Source organism: Treponema bryantii, from assembly GCF_900113965.1.
Taxonomy (GTDB): Bacteria; Spirochaetota; Spirochaetia; order Treponematales; family Treponemataceae; genus Treponema_D; species Treponema_D bryantii_A.
This window is the reverse complement of the sequence record NZ_FORI01000003.1, coordinates 15,145-32,713: the sequence shown is the minus strand read 5'-3', so window position 1 is coordinate 32,713 and position 17,569 is coordinate 15,145. Positions and strand designations below refer to the sequence as shown.

The window sequence follows — 17,569 nt, the reverse complement described above, 5'->3', positions numbered from 1 at the left end:
ACCACCGCAGACTTCGTTACCTGATATTCTTCTCAATAAAATCTTTCTTAAGTTCCATCAACTTCTCAGTGAGAGAAACCTTGTAGATATGAGGATTTAAGATTCTCTTATAAGACTCATCGAAGCTTTCGAGCTGGCTCTGCATTGTTGTGCGGCTGATTTTAAGCTGTTCGCTGTCTGGAAGGCGAGGAGTTACACGCTGACCCTTTTCGAGTCTCTTTTTCAAAAGTGGTTCTACCTTTGCAGCCTTGCATGTAAACTGGCGGTAGTCTACCATCGGGTGGTAGTAGCGGTATTCTTTTCCTTCCTCGAGTGTTTCATTTTCAAGAGAAAGAATATCAGCAAGAGCCATTCCGTTTTCATCATAAAGACGATAAACGTTTTTGATTCCAGGGTTTGTAGTTTTTGCAGGATTATCAGAGAACTTCATTGCTGGAACCATCTGATTTGTAGCCTTGTCATGACGGGCTGCAAGCTTGTAAACACCAGTGAATGAAGATTCATTTCCACCAGTAACCATGTGAGTACCAACACCCCAGCTGTTGATTGGAGCACCGCTTGCAACAAGAGTTGTAATGATTTCTTCTGTAAGTTCGTTTGATACGCTGATTTTTGCCTGAGGATAACCTGCGCGGTCAAGTTCTTTACGAACTTCGCGTGTGAGGTAAGAAATATCTCCAGAGTCAAGGCGAACACCAAAGTTATATCCTTTTTCAACAAGTTCGCCACCAGCAATGATTGCGTTCTTAATACCAGATTTCAAAGTATCATAAGTATCAATAAGGAAAACTGAATTCTGTGGATAGATTTTTGCATAATCACGGAATGCTTCAAGCTCAGAAGAGTGAGACATAATCCATGAGTGTGCCATAGTTCCCATTACAGGAATGCCGTATTCTTTTCCGGCGAGTGTATTTGAAGTACCAGCTGCACCACCGATGTATGAAGCACGGGTTGCGCTCATTCCACCATCTGGTCCCTGTGCACGGCGAAGACCAAATTCCATAATAGGTGCTTTTTTAGAAGCAAGCCAGATGCGGGCAGTTTTTGTAGCAATAAGACTCTGGAAGTTTACGTGATTCAAAACAAGAGCTTCGAGAATCTGTGCTTCAATAAGATTTGCATGAATGCGTACAAGAGGCTCTTGAGGGAAGATAACAGTTCCTTCATCCATGGTATAAAGATCACCTGTAAAATGGAAATCTTTAAGATAGTCAAGGAAGCCCTGTTCAAAGATTTTCTGATCAGCAAGATATTTAATATCATCTTCACTGAAACGGAAGTTAGTGATTACGTCCATCAAAGTTTCATTTCCGGCAAGAATAGAAAATCCGCCGTTGAATGGATTTCTTCGGAAGAACATATCAAAAACTACTTCCTGATTCATGTTATCTTTCCAATAGCCCTGAGCCATTGTAAGTTCATAAAAATCTGTAAAAAGTGCACTGGTAATCATATTCATAATTATTCCTTATATTGTGTCATTCTGTTTGTAAGGTCTCTTGTTGTATAAATAAGTATATCTCGCTCCTAAATATCTACCTACGAAACGACTCATAAACGCAGTTATACGCCATTTTGGACGATAAAGCGATAAGCGTTTATCCTTAAATGCGCGTTTCAAACACTGAGCTACAACCTTGCGTGGTGGAATGCCACCTTTTACTTCACGGCGTGCTCCGTTTGATGCTACGTTTGCAAACTCTGTACTTACAGAACCCGGGCATAATGCACAAACCTTAATTCCTTTGTCGTGAAGTTCTGCGGCAAGTGCTACAGAGAAGTTCAGAACGTAGGCTTTTGTCGCTCCATAAACTGCAAAGTTTCCAAGTGGTAAGAATGCTGCAAGTGATGCGGTGTTAATAATCACAGAGTCTTTTGTGAGATATGGAAGAACGATTCCACAGATTCCTGTAACTGTAGTACAGTTCAACTCAATCATGTCCATCTGACGGTCTATTGGTGTTTCTTCAAACGGACCATAAGTTCCAAAACCTGCATTATTGATAAGTAAGCCGATTTCGATTCCGCTTTCAATTTTATGAAGCTGTTCCTCTTCGGCTTCAATAAAAGCTTTGAGTCTGTTTACGCCTTCTTTTCCCGCAACATCCATAACTACAGGGCGAACAGTATTAAAGTTTTGGGTAGAGTTTAATTCTTTAGCAAGGGACTCGAGCTTTTCGCTGCGTCTGGCAATTATCCAGATTTCATCATAATGATAATTTGCAACTACCTGACGAGTAAATTCTTCTCCCAGTCCCGAACTGGCGCCTGTAACTATGGCAATACGTTTCATATATTTCTATTATATAGAATAACAGTAGATTATACAAATACTTCAGTTTACACAGAAAAAATGCTCCCGCAGAAAACATCCCTCGAAACCGAGGTGCCTCGACGCTTCGCTCTGTATTTTTCGCGAGGACAGATTTTCAGTATCGGCACCAAATGTTTCGAGGGCGTGTTTTCTGCTCCGCTTTTTTCTGTATCCCCAGAATTCCATAAAAACTAAGTTGTTGATATAATAGAAATATATGAAAAAAAAATGGTGGGTATTAACTTTAATCATCTTAATTCTTTTCACTTCCTGTACAGACAAGCAGACCAAAAAAGAAATACGTCAGCATCAGGCGGCGATGGTTACTCAGACTTATATAGATCAAATAAAGAAAGAACGTGAAGCTGCAATTCAGCGCTATGTGGAACGTATGCCGCTGGAGCAGAAGATTGCTCAGATGTTTATTGAAAATCTTGAAGGAAACGTTAGTTTTCGTTCTTATGAAACTGTTGGGGCAATGAATGGAACTAAGGATGATACTCCTCTTATTGCCGGCGGTTATATTTTCTTTTCTTATAATATTGCTCAGACACCGGAGCAGATGAAAACTTATATTGATTCAATCAGAATTTATTGTGATGAGTATAAAAATATTCAGCCATATCTTTCAGTAGATCAGGAAGGCGGCTGGGTAAACAGACTTAAAAAGCTTAATCCTGCGCTTCCGTCTAATGAGAATGTCGCTCAAACTTATGATATTTCAGAAACTTACAGCCTTTATACGCAACAGGCGGAATCAATGAAAGCTCTTGGTTTTGATATGAACCTGGCTCCTGTAGTAGAAGTTTGTACAGAAGATAATGCAGAGTTTCTTGATGGCCGCAGCTTTGGTGATGTAGAAAAAGTAATCCGCTATGGTACTGCCTGCATCAACGCTTATGAGAATCACGGAATTGCAACAGTATTAAAGCACTTTCCTGGAAATACAAATACCGACCCTCATACAGGACTTCCGGAAATCAAACTTTCAAAATCAGAACTTGAGAAGAGTATTATTTCATTTAAGGAACTGGTAAAGCTTGAGCCTGCAGCAGTTCTTATGTCTCATGCACGAACTTCTGCAATTGATGATGGAGTGCCGGCATGTCTTTCCAAAGTCTGGGTAACCGATATTCTTCGTAATGAATATGGTTATGAAGGATTGATTTTTTCAGATGATATTTTTATGGGCGCTCTTGCAGATAACGGATATCCTCCGGAAGTTGCCGCTTGCAGTGCGGTAGAAGCGGGTGTAGACTGTATTATGATTTCTGAAAAACGCTTTGCAAAGGCCGGAAAAGTTCTTTACAGCAAGGCAAAGCAGGATTCAGATTTTGCCGCTAAGATTGATGCTGCTGTTACGCGTATCATTAAATACAAACTCAATGCAGGTTTAATAGATGAAGCAGGAATCCGCTAAAACAAAACTTTTTGGTGCAGAAGGTTTTGAAGAGTATTATAAAGGCCTCTATGGTGAACGCTGGGATAAATTAAAGGAAGCGTTTGCAGGCGAGGGAAGCTCAGTTGAATATCATGTTACTGGAGCAGAAAAATCATACTTTCTGGACAGTGCTTCAGTACTTGCAGCTTTGTGTCTTCCCCTTGAAGGTGCTTCTGATATTCTTGATTTGTGTGCAGCTCCGGGTGGTAAAACTTTAGTGCTTGCTTCGCGAATGCCAGAAGATGCGCACCTTTCTTCAAATGAACGTTCTCCGGAAAGAAAACATAGACTTGCCGTAGTTGTAGAAACCTGCCTTCCTACTTCAATTTCAGAACGTGTAAAAACTTCCTGCAGTGACGGAGCTACCTGGTGTACAAGACAAAGCGAATGTTTTGACCGCATTCTTCTTGATGCCCCGTGTTCTTCTGAACGCCACGTAATTGCAGATCCAAAATATCTTAATTCCTGGTCACCATCCAGAATAAAAACTGTAACGACAGAGCAGTGGGCTTTGCTTTCTTCGGCTTATCGTCTTCTTTCTGCTGGTGGAATCCTTTTATATTCAACCTGTGCTTTGTGTCCGGATGAAAATGATGGAATGATAGAGCGTCTCTACAAAAAGTTTAATAAAGAAGGAGATGCCTTTACTCTCATTGAACCTTCACCGGATATTTCTGAGATTTCTGACTTTGCAGATATCAGTTTGCCTGGTTTTGAAAAGACAAAATATGGTTATATGATTATGCCAGATCAGCAGAATGGGGCAGGTCCAATTTATTTTTCAATAATCAGAAAAGAAAAAACGATTTAAAAATCACACCTAAAGCCTTGATTTTTTTTTATTATCATTCATAATAGAATAGATATGAGTGAACTTAACCATGAAGACAAACTTCAGCGCATTATAGATATTGAGCGCGAACTCGGAGAAATTCAGGACGTTGACGTTCTGCTTGAACGCATTCTCACTGAGACAAGAAAGATTGTCAATGCCGATGCTGGTTCTATTTATGTAGTTGAAGGCGATAAACTTAAAATTAAATACGGACAGAATGATACACATCTTAAAGAACTTGCACCTGGTGAAAAGCTTCCATATACAAGTTTCTCATTTCCAATAAACGAAAAACAGATTTGTGGTTATGTTGCAATTTCCGGCAAGCCTTTGAACATCAAAGACTGCTATAAGATTTCTGAATCAAAGCCATATAAGTTTAATAAGAATTCAGACCTTACAACTGATTACCGCACAAAATCAATGTATACACTGCCACTCAAGATGGCTAACGGAAACCTTCTTGGTGTGCTTCAGATTATCAACGCAAAGGATGCAGATGGCAATATTATTGCATTTGATGAAAATGCAGAAATGCTCATTGCACACTTTGCTTCAAGTGCAGTTCAGGCTTTACAACACGCATACCTTACTGCAAACATGGTAAAGCGTATGCTCAAGATGTCTGAGTTCCGTGATCCAAAAGAAACATATCCACATATTGAACGTGTTTCTTCTTACTCACTTGAAATTTATGACCGCTGGGCTTTCAATCATAATATTCCTGAAGCAGAAATTCATCGTTACCGCGATAATCTTAAGATTGCTGCAAAGTTCCATGATGTTGGAAAAGTTGGTATTTCTGATGTAATTCTTAAAAAAGCTTTTCCTCGTTTTACAGACGAAGAGCGTAATATTATGAAGGGCCACACTTGTATTGGTGCACAGCTTTTTGAGCCACCTGAGTCTCTGCTTGATGTAATGTCTCAGGAAGTTGCTCTTCATCACCATGACCGCTGGGATGGTGGTGCTTCAGGATACCCTGGAAAGATTTCTTTGAGTGAATTCTCTGTAAAAGATGGTATCGTTCCAATTACAGAACCTTTAAGCGGAAAAGATATTCCTCTTTCTGCACGTATTGTAGCAGTTGCTGATGTTTTTGATGCTTTAAGCCATAAGAGATGTTATAAGGAAGCATGGACAATTGAAGATGCCTTTACTGAAATCCTGAACAATTCAGGTACACAGTTTGACCCTGAGGTTGTAATGGCCTTTATGCAGGTTAAAGACCGAATCTGTTCTATTCAGATGGCTTATCCTGACGAGCCTGAAGATTAATTAATCTGTGAATAACCTTATCAAAAGAGTTCGCGAATTCCGCGAACTTTTTTTTATCATATCCTTCGTGAAAATGTTTTACTAAACCGATTTCTGCAAGCTGTCTGTCAAAGTCGCTTATGGAAAGACGTTCTTTTATCATTTCACGGGTAAACTCTACGCCGCGGTCGTTAATTGTACAAATGCCGCGTTCTACTAAACGGTCTGCAAAAACAATATCCCGAGTAATTACGAGATCGCAAGACTTACAGTGTTCAAAAATATAATTATCCGCCGCGTCTTTCTCGCTGCCACAAACCGCCATTTCATAAGGCCCCGCCGCAGCGTCACAGCCAATCTTTTTATTGGCCGCAAACACAGTTTTAAGACCGAGTCTGTTTCCCATTTTTACAGCGTGAGTTCTTACAAGAGAAGGGCAGGAATCTGCATCTACCCATATAGTGATTTTGTTTTCAGGATTATCCAACGCTAGAGTACCTTGTCGATTTTTTCAATCATATTTTGAGTGCGGCGTTCAATTTCGAGAGTGTCCATGTCATTTTCAACAGGAACATATTCGCCGTTTTCCATTGCAACTTTTGCCTGCTTTTCTTTGTAAAGTTCATCACAAATCATAATGCCGGAAAGAATTGCAGTCTGAAGAGGATTTTTGATTGAATCGATTTTATTTACGTCTTCTGTGATTCTTTTGTAGTAGCCTAAAAGCTTTTCGAGATATTCGTTATCTTCATTTGCCTGGATTGTAAAAGAAGTTCCAAGCATTTCAATTTTAAGTTTACCCATTGGAAAAATTATAAATTAGAAAATATCAAAGCCTAAGCCGTCGTGATTGTCATCTTCCTGTGTATCAATTTCTTCTTCGAAAATCTGATCAGGAATGTTTTCTGTGGTTTCTTCCGGTTCTTTATTTACCTGTGTCTGTGGAACTGTTTCCATTGTATTGAAGCTTGGTGTGCTCTGAACTGGAGCCTGAACCGGTTTTGGTGTTTCTGCCTGTGGGGCAGGTGTGTTCTGAACTGCAGGCTGTGGTGTAACTGGTGCCTGTGCAGCAGGTTTAGCAGCCTGACCGTCCTGATTAATCTGTGCAGCAGTTTTTAAAACTGAGTTTTCGATTGAATTAAGACGATCAAGCGCCTTTTTGATTCCGTTCTCGATCTGGCTCTGATCTGACTCAAAAGATGTAAGTTGCTCCGACTTAACAGATAACGCATTTGTGAGCTCAGCACATTTATTGCGCAGAGCATCGTTTTCTGCCTGCAGCTGTTGGATTTTTGCAACAGCACTTTCAACCTTTTGTTCAAGAAGATAAACCTGATCGAGTGAAATCATTTACAAACTTCCTTAAGCCTGTACAGCTTTCTTAGCTGCTTCAACAACAGCCTTGAATGCAACTGGGTCTTCAATAGCCATGTTTGAGAGAGCCTTGCGGTTCAACTTAATTCCGGCCTTGTTAACTCCGTTGATGAACTGTGAATATGTCATTCCTTCTTCACGAACAGCAGCGTTAATACGTGCAATCCAGAGAGTGCGGAATTCATGTTTTCTGTCGCGGCGGTCTACATATGCGTGACCAAGTGCTTTTGTTACAGCGTCTTTAGCTGGTTTGTAGTTTGACTTTCTGTCGCCACGGAAACCCTTAGCAAGCTTGAGGATCTTTACACGGCGATTCTTTCTTTTTGTTCCGTCTATTGCTCTTGACATCTTAAACTCCTATTAACCGTAAGGAAGCATCTGCTTTCTGATTTTCTTTGCATCTGCTTCTGCTACATAACCTGCAGCGCGAAGATTTCTCTTTCTCTTAGGAGAACGTTTTGTCAAAATATGACGAAGGTTCTGCTTCTTGTGCTTAACTTTGCCAGTTCCAGTAAGAGAGTATCTCTTTGCTGCTGACTTCTTTGTCTTCATCTTAGGCATTTCTAAACCCCTTATTTTGCGGCTTTTGCTGAGATTGTCATTGACATGTTTCTACCGTCCATTGCGGCAGGCTTATCAATGTTGTACGCCGAGGTAAGTCGCTTTAACACCTCATTCAGAACGTCATAGCCGAGTTCAGTGTGGGCAAGTTCACGTCCGCGGAAACGGATTGTAACCTTAACCTTATCACCCTCGTCAAGAAATTCCTGTATATGTTTGGCTTTTGTATCAAGATCTCCAGAGCCGATTTTTGGCTGCATACGGATTTCCTTCAACTTTAATACTTTCTGGTTCTTCTTGGAATCACGGAGCTTTTTTTCCTGTTCGAACTTGTATTTGCCATAATCAAGTATTTTACAAACCGGTGGGTTAGCATTTGGTGAAACTTCAACAAGATCCAAGTCTCTGTCTTTAGCCATTTTGAGGGCTTCCTGTGTCGCAACGATGCCTAACTGATTTCCCTCGTCATCGATAAGACGAACCTCGCGGACGCGAATCATTTCATTGATTCTCTGACCGTTTTTGTTGTTGTTATTGTTATTCACGTATGCCAATTTTCCTCCTGGTGTTTTGTAAAACACATTTTAAACATATAGCGTGTATCTTTGTATTATATTTATTTTCTTGTAGTGTGTCTAGTGATTGATAGGTATCTTTCAAAAACAAAAATTAGCGGAATATTCAAAAATACATTCAGAAATCGCGGGTCCCAGCGACGGCAAAACTGAAAAAGCAATCTCCCAGGGTCCCATCGCGCTTCATTCTGGCTTCGCCAGAATAATTGCGCAACCCTGGGGCCCTCTTTTTCATTTTGCCTGCGTCCCACGATTTCTGAATGTATTTTTGAAATTTACTGTGATATTTTTTTTGAACAATATCCTTCCGCTGTATAGCCAGAAAATAAATATAATACAATTTTTTAGAGGATTTCAGGAAAGGTGATGATTGGGTACGGAGTGGAAAAAGTCTGAAGGTTGCCTTGATGCCGATACTGATAGTCTGTCCTCGCAGATAATACAGAGCGCCCTTTGAAAAAGGGTGCGTCGAGGCATCACGAGCATGCCTTCAGGCTTTTTCCACGGGAGTATCCAATCATCATAGTGTCTGCATACTATTAAAAACTCAAAAAAGTATATATATTTATTCTCATGGCGGAATTTGTTTCTTCTTTTATTACCGGATTTCAATCTGTTATCGAACAGGATCTCACAAAACGTTTTAAGAATCTGAAAATTATTAATTTGTATGACGGCCTTGTGCATTACCGTTTTGACGGGGATTCTCGGGAACTTGATAAAATCATATATTTTAATAACACATTTTTTGTACTTAAGACAATGAAAGGGAAGGGACTTAGTTTTCCTTCTCTGGTTGGTTCTGTGTGTTCTGGTAAGAATTATTTTCTTGTAAATAAAGGAAGTTTCCGTGTTCGTTTTCAAAACGAAAATCAGTTTGCTAAGGTTGATAAGAATCTTACCCGTCGCGCCGAAGATTATGTGCTTCAAAACTCAAAGTTAAAACTCGACCGTCTTTCTCCAACTAACGAAGTCTGGTTTTCTATCCGCCGGGAAGGTTTTGCCTTTTGTGGAGAACTCATTTCAAAACGTGAGTTTACAGAAAAGAATCTGAATAAGGGAGAACTACGCCCGGAAATTGCATATCTTATCTGCTGTTTTGCAGACATTCAGGCATCAGATACGATTCTTGAACCATTCTGCGGTTACGGTTCAATTCCGGTTCAGCTTGCAAAAAAGTTCCGTTTTGAAAAGCTTTATGTGAGCGACCTCGATTCCGAGCGTGCCACTCAGACAGCAGCCCGAAAACAGCTTTCTGCACCGAATATTGAATGCTGCGCTGCTGATGCCACAGTTCTCAGCCATATTGCAGATAAATCAATAAATCTTGTAATTACAGACCCGCCTTGGGGTTACTTTGAAGAACTTCCAGATATCGAAGGCTTTTATAAAAAGATGTTTGCAAGCTTTGACCGCGTTCTTACCCAAGACGGCCGTATGGTTATTCTTTCTGCACGTAAAGAAGAACTTGAGCGCACAGCCGCAGCTGCAGGCTTTAAAATACAAAACAGCCTTCATACACTGGTAAATGGTAAGAAGGCTGGGGTATATCAATTAACAAGATAGGTGGTTTCGAAAGACTCAACCACCGGTGTTATTTTGCCAGATACATTGGAATCATGCTTGAAGATTGATCATTAATAGATTTCATAACTTCAACAGGAACTCCTAATTCAGCTGCTGCCTTTGCATTCTGAATTTCAAGAGCTTTTCCTGTAAGCATATCAACCCAAATTGAAGGCTTTTTCTGGTATTTGTAAGTTACAACTTTAATGCCAGGCTTTTTGAGTTCGTTTTCAGCAAGATCGCGGAGCATGTTGTTCCATGAATCAACGGCATCAATAAGACGGTTTTCAAGAGCCTGCTTTGCTGTATAAAGTCTTCCGTCAGATAGTTTTACACATTTGTCATACTGAATGCCTCTGTTTTTTGCAACAATTGAAACAAACTGAACATAACATTCATCACAGATAGATTGCATAATTGCTTTCTGTTCATCATTGAACGGCTCATTATAATTCATCATGTTTTTATTTCTACCTGAATGAATTGTTGTAGACTTAATTCCAAGCTTTTCAAAAAGGCCTGTGAGGTCATAAGAGCTGCCCATAATTACACCGATACAGCCGGTAAGAGTATTGCGGTTTGCATAAATCTTATTGGCTGCACAGGAAATATAGTAGCCGCCGGAAGCTGCCATAGACCCCTGATATACATAAACAGGGCGACCTGTAGTTTTATAATCCTGCAATGCAAGATACACTTCATCTGCCTGATATACAGCTCCACCTGGTGAATTAATAAAAATAGCAAGTGCTGTATTTTTCTTATTGTTCTTAAGGCTTGAAATTGTATCCATCAGCCATTTTTGGTTATAGTTCTGGTTTGCTTCAGAAATAGTTCCTTCAATATATAAGGCAGCAATAAACTCACTTTTGTAAGCTTTTGCGGCATTTGGATCATATGAATCTGAGTCTTCTCCAACACGATAACTTCCCGAAGAAGCTACTGTCTGAGCCGGGCTATTTTTATCCATTGTTGTAATTGAATAAACGGTATATCCGCAAATTCCAAGGATAAGAAGAATAAGAACTATGAGTCCAGATTTTGTTGTATTTTTCATTCAGATAAATCCTCCGGTCTGATTCTGCCTGTTTCAAGAGCTTCCTTCATAAGTGCATGATATGCGTTTACGTATGTCATGTTCATATATGGAGTAAGCCAGAAGTTTAGAATACCAAGGGTAAATGCAGAAAGAATCTGCCAGCCAAGGAAGCTGAGAGACAGAACAAAAAGATCCCATTTGTGACCTTTTGTAATTTCCATACTTATTCGCATGGCTTTTGTAACAGAAACTTCTTTATATTCTGCAATTATATAGTACATTTGAGAGTAGGCGATTGCTTTAATAATACCTGGGATGATAAAAAGCAAAGTCCAGAGGAAAATCCAGAGGAACTGCCAGAGAATTGTAAGTGCAGCACGTGCCCAGTTATTAAATCCTTCTATAAAATCAGAAAAAGAAACTGGTTCTGGTGAACGAGACATTTTTATATAAACACCGATGGCTGCAACTTCAAGAATTGCACTAACAATCATATTAATAATAGATGTTATAAATGACGTTGAGTTTGCGGCATTAACAGCTTCGGATGCAGCTACATAGTCTGAGTTCAGAATTGCGCTGATATAACCGTTTCGGATAAGCTGTAATGTATCTGGAATAGCAAAAATTGTTGAAATAACTGTAATTGTAATAGTTACAAGAATTGGAATTCCCCAGCGGCCGGCAAGTTGTTTTTTTGCAAAATTTTTATACTTTTTACGTTCGAACATATTTTTCTTCTCCATCTGATTTTTATATGCCTTATAATGATAATACTAAATGCAGGATATTTCAAAGAAATTTTGCTATAATATATAAGATATGAATAGAAAATTAATCTGTGGACCAATGGCTACTATTTCTCATCCGGCTTTCAGAATCCTTGTTGAACAGTTTGGCGGCTGTGATGAATATTTTAATGAAATGATTAATGCGGGCTCTCTTTTGAACGCCGGTCCTTTTGAAAAATACTATATAGATCCAACTCCCGTTCCGGAAAAGGTTGTATGGCAGCTTACCGGTCATGATATAGAAAAAATGGTTCCTGCTGCACGACAGCTTCTCTCTCTTCCGGGGCTTGGACTGGACCTTAATATGGGCTGCTCTGCTCCAGATGTTTATAAAACAGGTGCAGGAATTGGCTGGATGACACGGCCAATAGAAGAAACACGGCAAATGGTAAGTGAAGTAGGTAAGGAAGTAAACTTCTATAATAAGGAACATCCGGAAACTCCAAAAAGATTTTCTGTAAAGCTTCGCCTTGGAGATGAAGATTTTACAGATGAAGGCTTTTTTTCTTTCTGCGATATGCTTGTTGAAAATGGAGCAAAGCTTTTAACACTTCATCCAAGAACTAAAAAAGAAAAACTCTCGCGTCCGCCGCGTTATTCATATTGCCAGGCCTTGTGCGACCGTTATAAGGGGGATGGTGTTGAAATCTATCTTAATGGAAATGTAAAGGACCTGGCATCTGCTGAATATGCACTTAAAACCTGTCCGGATATCAGTGGAATTATGATTTCCCGCGCCAGTGTTCAAAAGCCCTGGATTTTCAGCCAGATTCGTGCAGAAAAAAATAAAGAAATTAAGGTAGATATGGAAAAAGTGTGTTATGATTATATAAGAAACATAGAACAGTATCAGCCGAAGGAATTTTATAAAACCCGGCTTCAAAGGTTCTTTACATACTTTTGCATGAACTTTCAGTTTGCGCATTATGCCCAGACACAATTTGTAAATGCGGCAGAAAAAGGAATTGATGAACTGAAGGACGCAATCAGAGAGTATTTTGAAAAATGCCCTGATGACAGAACAAAAGTGATTAAAAACTGAAACCTGTATGCTGTTAATGAATTTTACTTGATGGGGCGGAAATATACCAATGAGTGATTCTATTCCTGCTGAGGAAGAAGCAGAAAAAAAAGATAATACAACTTCTCAGGATACACCGGCAGCAGAACAGACTACGGAACAGCCAGCGGAAGAAAACGCAGAGCAGACTGAACAGATGGAAAATGCCCAGAACGAGGCAGAAGCATCTGATGAAGCAACTCCTCCTCCTGCCCCTGAACCTGTTCCGGTTGCAACCGCTCCAAGATGTGAAAACCCTATAATCGGGCGAAAAGTTTTCTTTGTTAATCCTCCTTTGTATGTAGAAAACTATCTTCATCTCGAATTAAAACTACATGAGTATGAAGCTTATATTATCAGCGATTATAAATACACAAAGAATGCGCTAAGAAAGTTCCCGGATGCACTTTGTTTTATCTTTATTGATGATGAACTGAGCTATGACGAATGGTTTAATTTTATTCAGTCTTTCCAGAAGGATGAAAAACTGAAAACCATTTTTGTGGGCCTCATGTCTGCAGTTATTCCAAAGCCCCAGAAAGAAAGATTTATGATGAATCTTTCTCTTCCTGGCGGATTTATTATGCTTGATGAGTTTAAAGGTTCGGCCCTTATTGAAAAGATTATTGGTATTCTTGAACTTAATGGTGCAAAGGGCCGCAGAAAATATGTTCGTCTGGACTGTGATCCTTCAATCACAATCAATGGATATTTTGCAACAAAAACTCAGCTTTTGCAGGTTACTATCCTTAATATTTCATCTGTTGGTTTTACTTGTTTTTATCCTAGAAGTTATGGAGATGCGCTCCAGAAGAAAATGCTCGTTCCAAGTTTTTCTATTACCCTTGGAAGACGTTCTATTGTAACTCCATCTGTTGTTTTTGATATTAAGGTTGTTGATGCAAACAGATTATTTGCTATAATGCTTTTTGCAAAGCAGGTAGGTGAGGATGATAAAAAGGTAATCAAGAACTTTATCTTTGAGCAACTGGAACAGCGCTTTGAAAATCTGATTTATGCTATTCCGCCGGATGTTGAAGATTATTCAAATAAGAAACCAAAAGTTGTAGAAGCCGACCAGAGTGCAGATTCTGCCGAAAATATAGAAGAGGCAGAAGAAGTAATAGAAGAAGCCGAAGAAGCAACTGAATTAAACGAATCAAAAGATTCAAGCGAAGAAAATAAAGAAGCTGCAGCAGAAAATTCTGAAGAAAAGAAAGCGGCTGCAGAAGGTTCAGAAGAAGCAAAGCCGGAAGCTAAAAAAGCTTCTGAGGATTCTGCAAAGTAGAAAAACTTTACAGATGTATTTATTGGAGAGTATAATTTATCTATATGGAATCAAGAGAGAATCCTTTGTTCGGGCGCAAAATCTTTTTTGTGAATCCGACATTCAATATTGAAAAATATCTTATCGATTATCTTCGTAAAAACGAATATGAAGTCTACATTTTAAAAGAATATAAAAAAGTTAAAAGAGTTCTTTCTGTTTATCCTGATTCCATGTGTTTTATTGATATTGATGAGCAGCTTTCCTATTCAGAATGGTATAACTATATGAAAAGCTTTTCTTTAATTCCGGAATTGCAGGGAATCTATCTGGGAATTGTTACACAGAATGCCACCTGGGAAGATAAAGATAAGTTTCTTATGAACGTAAGACTTCCGTGTGGTTTTACACTTATCTCAAAACAGGAAAAAATACTTGAACACTTTGCCGCTATTCTGGACTTAAATGGAGCAAAAGGCCGCCGTAAATATCTTCGTCTTGATACACGTAACGAAAAAGATGTAAGCGGTTATATGACCTCAGAAGGTAAACTTTATACTATTAATATAAAGGATATTTCCAGTGTAGGTTTTGCCATTACCTATAAGCAGGAATTAATGTCTATGTTCCAGAAAAACACACTTTTGCGAAATCTTTGTCTTTCTGCCGGAAGAAAATCTATGGTGTGTTCCTGCATTGTTTTTAATACACAGGTAAATCCTGATGGAACTGCAATGTCGGTTCTTATGCTTACAAATGAAAATCCTGAATCAACAAAAACTTATATCCGCGATTATATATTCCAGAAGTTTGATGAAAAAATGAATACCCTTATAGCTAATGTGGAAAAGGATGATACCCGTTATAATCAATCTGATGAATACTCTCAGCTGCATGCTGTAAGGGATAGAGATTACGGTGAACTTGAAACAGTTGATGCGCTTGAACCGCTTGAAGAAGAGGGCGAGGCAGAAGTAAAGTTTACAGGTTCAAATATTGATGATGATATTCTGTAATCTGTTTGCATACATTTCCTTTTTATGATAATCTCACATTTACAACTTAAAAACGCCATTGACGGCCTTTCCCGGTGCGTTGTGGCAAAAAAATCAAAAACGGCCCACGCCAGAGTCGTAAGGAGATATAAATGGCAAAAACTGAAACAAAAGACACACACGCATGTACCCTGGACAAAATCATCAGCTTGTGTAAAAGAAGAGGCTTTGTATATCAGGCTTCTGAAATCTATGGTGGCCAGGCAGGCGCTTGGGACTACGGTCCGCTCGGTGTAGAATTCAAGAGAAATATTCAGAACGAATGGTGGCACTACATGACTCAGCTTCACGATGATGTAGTTGGTCTTGATTCTGCTATCTTCCAGCATCATACAACATGGAAGGCTTCTGGTCACGTTGACCACTTCTCTGACCCTATGGTTGACTGTATTGAATGTAATGCACGCCACAGAGCAGATAAGCTTATCGAAGACTTCATCGCTGCAAATCCAGAAATCAATCCTGGAAAACCTGTTGATACAATGACTCACGATGAAATGAAAGCTTTCATCGATGCAAATATCAACTGTCCAACATGTGGAAGCAAGAACCGCAAGTACACTGCTGTACGCGAGTTCAATCTTATGTTCAAGACATATCAGGGACCAATTGCAGACGACAGCCATTTGATTTATCTCCGTCCTGAAACATGTCAGGGTATTTTCACAGACTTCAAGAACATTGTTCAGTCTAACCGCATGAAGGTACCTTTCGGTGTTGCTCAGGTTGGTAAATCATTCCGTAACGAAATCATCTTTAAGAACTTTATTTTCCGTACCTGCGAATTCGAGCAGATGGAAATGGAATACTTCTGTAAGCCAGGAACTGAGGATGAAACATTTGACCGCTGGAGAAAAGACCGCTGGCAGTTCTACCTCAAGTACGGTATTCCAGAGAAGCAGCTCAAGTGGCACCACCACGACAAGCTCGCTCACTATGCAAAAGACGCATACGATATCACATATAACTTCCCGATTGGATTTGAAGAGATTGAAGGTATTCACAGCCGTACAGACTTTGACCTTTCTCAGCATCAGACATACTCTAAGAAGGATATGTCTTACATCGACCAGGAAGATGGAAACAAGAAATACATTCCTTATGTGATTGAAACTTCTGCAGGTTTGAACCGCAACTTCCTTATGTTCCTTTGTGAAGCATACGAAGAGCAGAATGTTGCAAAAGAGGGTGAGCCGGAAGACTACAGAACAGTTCTTCACCTCGATCCACGTCTTGCACCTATCACAGTTGCAGTTCTTCCACTTATGAAGAAAGACGGTCTTGCAGAAAAGGCAAAGGAAATCCAGCACATGCTTAAGGAAGACTTTGTAACTGACTACGATACTTCTGGAACAGTAGGTAAGCGCTACCGCCGCCAGGACGAAGTTGGTACTCCTTTCTGTGTAACTGTAGACTACGATACAATCCAGGAAAAGAAAGAAGACGGTTCTGCAAACGAACTGTTCAACACAGTAACAGTACGTTACCGCGACTCTATGGAGCAGGAACGTGTTGCTCTTGATGACCTGGTATTCTATATCCAGAAAGCTATTAAAAACTATAAGCCGGTAGAACGCTAGTTTTATGGAATACGTTAGACTTGGAAAAACTGATTTATTGATTTCTCGCGTTGCCTTTGGTGCTATGAAACTCACCGAGGCAGGTGGAGACGAAAACGTTGCTTTGCTTGTACGCAATGCGTATGATGCGGGAATCAATCTGTTTGATACATCGCGAAAAACTCCTGAAAGTGAAAAACTTCTTGGAGATGCTTTGTATGATATCCGTCGTAACGTATTCCTTTCTACAACTACAGATGCAAAGACATCAGATGAAATCAGACAGAGTCTTGAAACCAGTCTGATGACTTTGCACTGTGACAACGTAGATCTGCTTCAGCTGGAAACAGAAAAGTTTCTTCCGCTTCCGGGTGGGGCAGACAAAATCTACGATACTCTTAAAGCATTAAAATCAGAAAAAAAAGCTTCGCATATTGGAATTGTTACTACTAATTTTGAAACTGCAAAAAAGGCAATCCTTTCAGACTGTTATGAAACTCTTCAGTTTCCGTTCAGTATGATCAGCAGTGATGATACAATTGAACTTGTAAAACTTTGCGAAGAACATGATGTTGGTTTTATTGCAATGCAGCCATTGTGCGGAGGTGTAATTGAAAATATTCCGCTCGCATTCGGCTTCCTTCATCAGTTTGAAAATGTTATTCCTATCTGGGGTGTAAAAACTCAGGACGAACTTAATCAAATCTTATATTTCAACGAGCATCCGCCGGTAATCGACGAAAAATTCCATGAGGATGTGGAAAAGATAAGGATGTTCTTTAATTAGGCTAAAATCGAAAATCCGTTAAAAAACGAGCCGTCAGGGTCGTTTTAGGATTATCGCTCGTTCCGCCTCAGAGGCAAGCTGTGCT

Annotated in this window: 19 protein-coding genes; 9 read left to right on the top strand and 10 right to left on the bottom strand. The window is 39.6% G+C overall.

Annotation, left to right across the window (positions count from 1 at the left end; translation table 11 throughout):
• Positions 1–16: 16 nt before the first annotated feature.
• Together BM161_RS04845 and BM161_RS04840 are read right to left on the bottom strand one after the other, a co-directional pair.
• Entirely contained in the window at positions 17–1,456 is a 1,440-nt protein-coding gene (locus tag BM161_RS04845; RefSeq protein WP_074931109.1) for a nicotinate phosphoribosyltransferase, read from the bottom strand.
• Between the two features lie 15 nt (positions 1,457–1,471).
• Complete coding sequence (locus BM161_RS04840) at positions 1,472–2,296, bottom strand: SDR family NAD(P)-dependent oxidoreductase (RefSeq protein WP_074930879.1); 825 nt, start codon at positions 2,294–2,296, stop codon at positions 1,472–1,474.
• A 238-nt stretch (positions 2,297–2,534) separates the two neighbouring features.
• On the opposite strand from BM161_RS04840, the gene BM161_RS04835 reads away from it, so the two are divergent.
• The 3 genes from BM161_RS04835 to BM161_RS04825 are packed head-to-tail and all read left to right on the top strand — an operon-like array spanning position 2,535 to position 5,871.
• The gene (locus BM161_RS04835; protein ID WP_074930878.1) at positions 2,535–3,737 is read left to right on the top strand and encodes a glycoside hydrolase family 3 N-terminal domain-containing protein; all 1,203 of its coding nucleotides are present in this window, start codon (positions 2,535–2,537) and stop codon (positions 3,735–3,737) included.
• Entirely contained in the window at positions 3,718–4,569 is an 852-nt protein-coding gene (locus tag BM161_RS04830) for an RsmB/NOP family class I SAM-dependent RNA methyltransferase (RefSeq protein ID WP_074930877.1), read from the top strand. The genes BM161_RS04835 and BM161_RS04830 overlap by 20 nt, the downstream gene beginning before the upstream one ends.
• 54 nt (positions 4,570–4,623) lie before the next feature.
• On the top strand, positions 4,624–5,871 hold the full coding sequence (locus tag BM161_RS04825; protein WP_074930875.1) for an HD domain-containing phosphohydrolase: 1,248 nt from the start codon (positions 4,624–4,626) through the stop codon (positions 5,869–5,871).
• Here the strand turns inward: BM161_RS04825 and BM161_RS04820 are convergent.
• From BM161_RS04820 to infC, 6 genes are read right to left on the bottom strand one after another with little or no spacing between them, the layout of a single operon-like run.
• Positions 5,834–6,337, bottom strand: a complete 504-nt coding sequence (locus BM161_RS04820; protein WP_083425677.1) for a DUF188 domain-containing protein — start codon at positions 6,335–6,337, stop codon at positions 5,834–5,836. The genes BM161_RS04825 and BM161_RS04820 overlap by 38 nt on opposite strands.
• A gap of 2 nt (positions 6,338–6,339) precedes the next feature.
• Positions 6,340–6,654, bottom strand: coding sequence for a cell division protein ZapA (locus BM161_RS04815; RefSeq protein WP_074930873.1), 315 nt, complete (start codon positions 6,652–6,654; stop codon positions 6,340–6,342).
• 15 nt (positions 6,655–6,669) lie between these two features.
• Entirely contained in the window at positions 6,670–7,200 is a 531-nt protein-coding gene (locus tag BM161_RS04810; RefSeq protein WP_074930872.1) for a cell division protein ZapB, read from the bottom strand.
• 12 nt (positions 7,201–7,212) lie between these two features.
• Entirely contained in the window at positions 7,213–7,572 is a 360-nt protein-coding gene (gene rplT, locus BM161_RS04805; protein WP_022933236.1) for a 50S ribosomal protein L20, read from the bottom strand.
• 12 nt (positions 7,573–7,584) lie between these two features.
• Entirely contained in the window at positions 7,585–7,785 is a 201-nt protein-coding gene (gene rpmI / locus BM161_RS04800; protein WP_074930870.1) for a 50S ribosomal protein L35, read from the bottom strand.
• Between the two features lie 11 nt (positions 7,786–7,796).
• Complete coding sequence (infC, locus tag BM161_RS04795) at positions 7,797–8,339, bottom strand: translation initiation factor IF-3 (RefSeq protein ID WP_074930868.1); 543 nt, start codon at positions 8,337–8,339, stop codon at positions 7,797–7,799.
• 594 nt (positions 8,340–8,933) lie between these two features.
• On the opposite strand from infC, the gene BM161_RS04785 reads away from it, so the two are divergent.
• Positions 8,934–9,926 (top strand): TRM11 family SAM-dependent methyltransferase, encoded by a 993-nt coding sequence (locus BM161_RS04785; protein ID WP_074930864.1) that lies wholly within the window; start codon positions 8,934–8,936, stop codon positions 9,924–9,926.
• A 28-nt stretch (positions 9,927–9,954) separates the two neighbouring features.
• Here BM161_RS04785 and sppA read toward each other — a convergent pair whose 3' ends face one another.
• Together sppA and BM161_RS04775 are read right to left on the bottom strand one after the other, a co-directional pair.
• Positions 9,955–10,983, bottom strand: coding sequence for a signal peptide peptidase SppA (sppA, locus tag BM161_RS04780; RefSeq protein ID WP_074930862.1), 1,029 nt, complete (start codon positions 10,981–10,983; stop codon positions 9,955–9,957).
• Complete coding sequence (locus tag BM161_RS04775) at positions 10,980–11,696, bottom strand: DUF975 family protein (protein WP_074930861.1); 717 nt, start codon at positions 11,694–11,696, stop codon at positions 10,980–10,982. Before BM161_RS04775 ends, sppA begins: the two co-directional genes overlap by 4 nt.
• Before the next feature lie 91 nt (positions 11,697–11,787).
• Here BM161_RS04775 and BM161_RS04770 point away from each other — a divergent pair, with 91 nt between their 5' ends.
• From BM161_RS04770 to BM161_RS04750, 5 genes are all read left to right on the top strand, one after another.
• The gene (locus tag BM161_RS04770) at positions 11,788–12,798 is read left to right on the top strand and encodes a tRNA-dihydrouridine synthase family protein (protein ID WP_074930859.1); all 1,011 of its coding nucleotides are present in this window, start codon (positions 11,788–11,790) and stop codon (positions 12,796–12,798) included.
• 49 nt (positions 12,799–12,847) lie between these two features.
• Positions 12,848–14,104 (top strand): hypothetical protein, encoded by a 1,257-nt coding sequence (locus BM161_RS04765; protein ID WP_074930857.1) that lies wholly within the window; start codon positions 12,848–12,850, stop codon positions 14,102–14,104.
• A gap of 44 nt (positions 14,105–14,148) precedes the next feature.
• Positions 14,149–15,099: a hypothetical protein gene (locus tag BM161_RS04760; RefSeq protein WP_074930855.1), complete on the top strand. Its 951-nt coding sequence runs from the start codon at positions 14,149–14,151 to the stop codon at positions 15,097–15,099.
• Between the two features lie 131 nt (positions 15,100–15,230).
• Positions 15,231–16,718, top strand: coding sequence for a glycine--tRNA ligase (locus BM161_RS04755; protein WP_074930854.1), 1,488 nt, complete (start codon positions 15,231–15,233; stop codon positions 16,716–16,718).
• A gap of 4 nt (positions 16,719–16,722) precedes the next feature.
• Positions 16,723–17,484, top strand: a complete 762-nt coding sequence (locus tag BM161_RS04750; protein WP_074930852.1) for an aldo/keto reductase — start codon at positions 16,723–16,725, stop codon at positions 17,482–17,484.
• Positions 17,485–17,569 lie beyond the last annotated feature (85 nt).

Coding starts and splice junctions, on each gene's coding strand:
- BM161_RS04830 (WP_074930877.1), top strand. CDS start 3,718: ATGAAGCAGGAATCCGCTAAAACAAAACTTTTTGGTGCAGAAGGTTTT.
- rplT (WP_022933236.1), bottom strand. CDS start 7,572: ATGTCAAGAGCAATAGACGGAACAAAAAGAAAGAATCGCCGTGTAAAG.
- BM161_RS04835 (WP_074930878.1), top strand. CDS start 2,535: ATGAAAAAAAAATGGTGGGTATTAACTTTAATCATCTTAATTCTTTTC.
- BM161_RS04765 (WP_074930857.1), top strand. CDS start 12,848: ATGAGTGATTCTATTCCTGCTGAGGAAGAAGCAGAAAAAAAAGATAAT.
- BM161_RS04840 (WP_074930879.1), bottom strand. CDS start 2,296: ATGAAACGTATTGCCATAGTTACAGGCGCCAGTTCGGGACTGGGAGAA.
- BM161_RS04755 (WP_074930854.1), top strand. CDS start 15,231: ATGGCAAAAACTGAAACAAAAGACACACACGCATGTACCCTGGACAAA.
- BM161_RS04825 (WP_074930875.1), top strand. CDS start 4,624: ATGAGTGAACTTAACCATGAAGACAAACTTCAGCGCATTATAGATATT.
- BM161_RS04815 (WP_074930873.1), bottom strand. CDS start 6,654: ATGGGTAAACTTAAAATTGAAATGCTTGGAACTTCTTTTACAATCCAG.
- BM161_RS04785 (WP_074930864.1), top strand. CDS start 8,934: ATGGCGGAATTTGTTTCTTCTTTTATTACCGGATTTCAATCTGTTATC.
- BM161_RS04845 (WP_074931109.1), bottom strand. CDS start 1,456: ATGATTACCAGTGCACTTTTTACAGATTTTTATGAACTTACAATGGCT.
- BM161_RS04775 (WP_074930861.1), bottom strand. CDS start 11,696: ATGTTCGAACGTAAAAAGTATAAAAATTTTGCAAAAAAACAACTTGCC.
- BM161_RS04810 (WP_074930872.1), bottom strand. CDS start 7,200: ATGATTTCACTCGATCAGGTTTATCTTCTTGAACAAAAGGTTGAAAGT.
- BM161_RS04750 (WP_074930852.1), top strand. CDS start 16,723: ATGGAATACGTTAGACTTGGAAAAACTGATTTATTGATTTCTCGCGTT.
- rpmI (WP_074930870.1), bottom strand. CDS start 7,785: ATGCCTAAGATGAAGACAAAGAAGTCAGCAGCAAAGAGATACTCTCTT.
- BM161_RS04760 (WP_074930855.1), top strand. CDS start 14,149: ATGGAATCAAGAGAGAATCCTTTGTTCGGGCGCAAAATCTTTTTTGTG.
- sppA (WP_074930862.1), bottom strand. CDS start 10,983: ATGAAAAATACAACAAAATCTGGACTCATAGTTCTTATTCTTCTTATC.
- BM161_RS04770 (WP_074930859.1), top strand. CDS start 11,788: ATGAATAGAAAATTAATCTGTGGACCAATGGCTACTATTTCTCATCCG.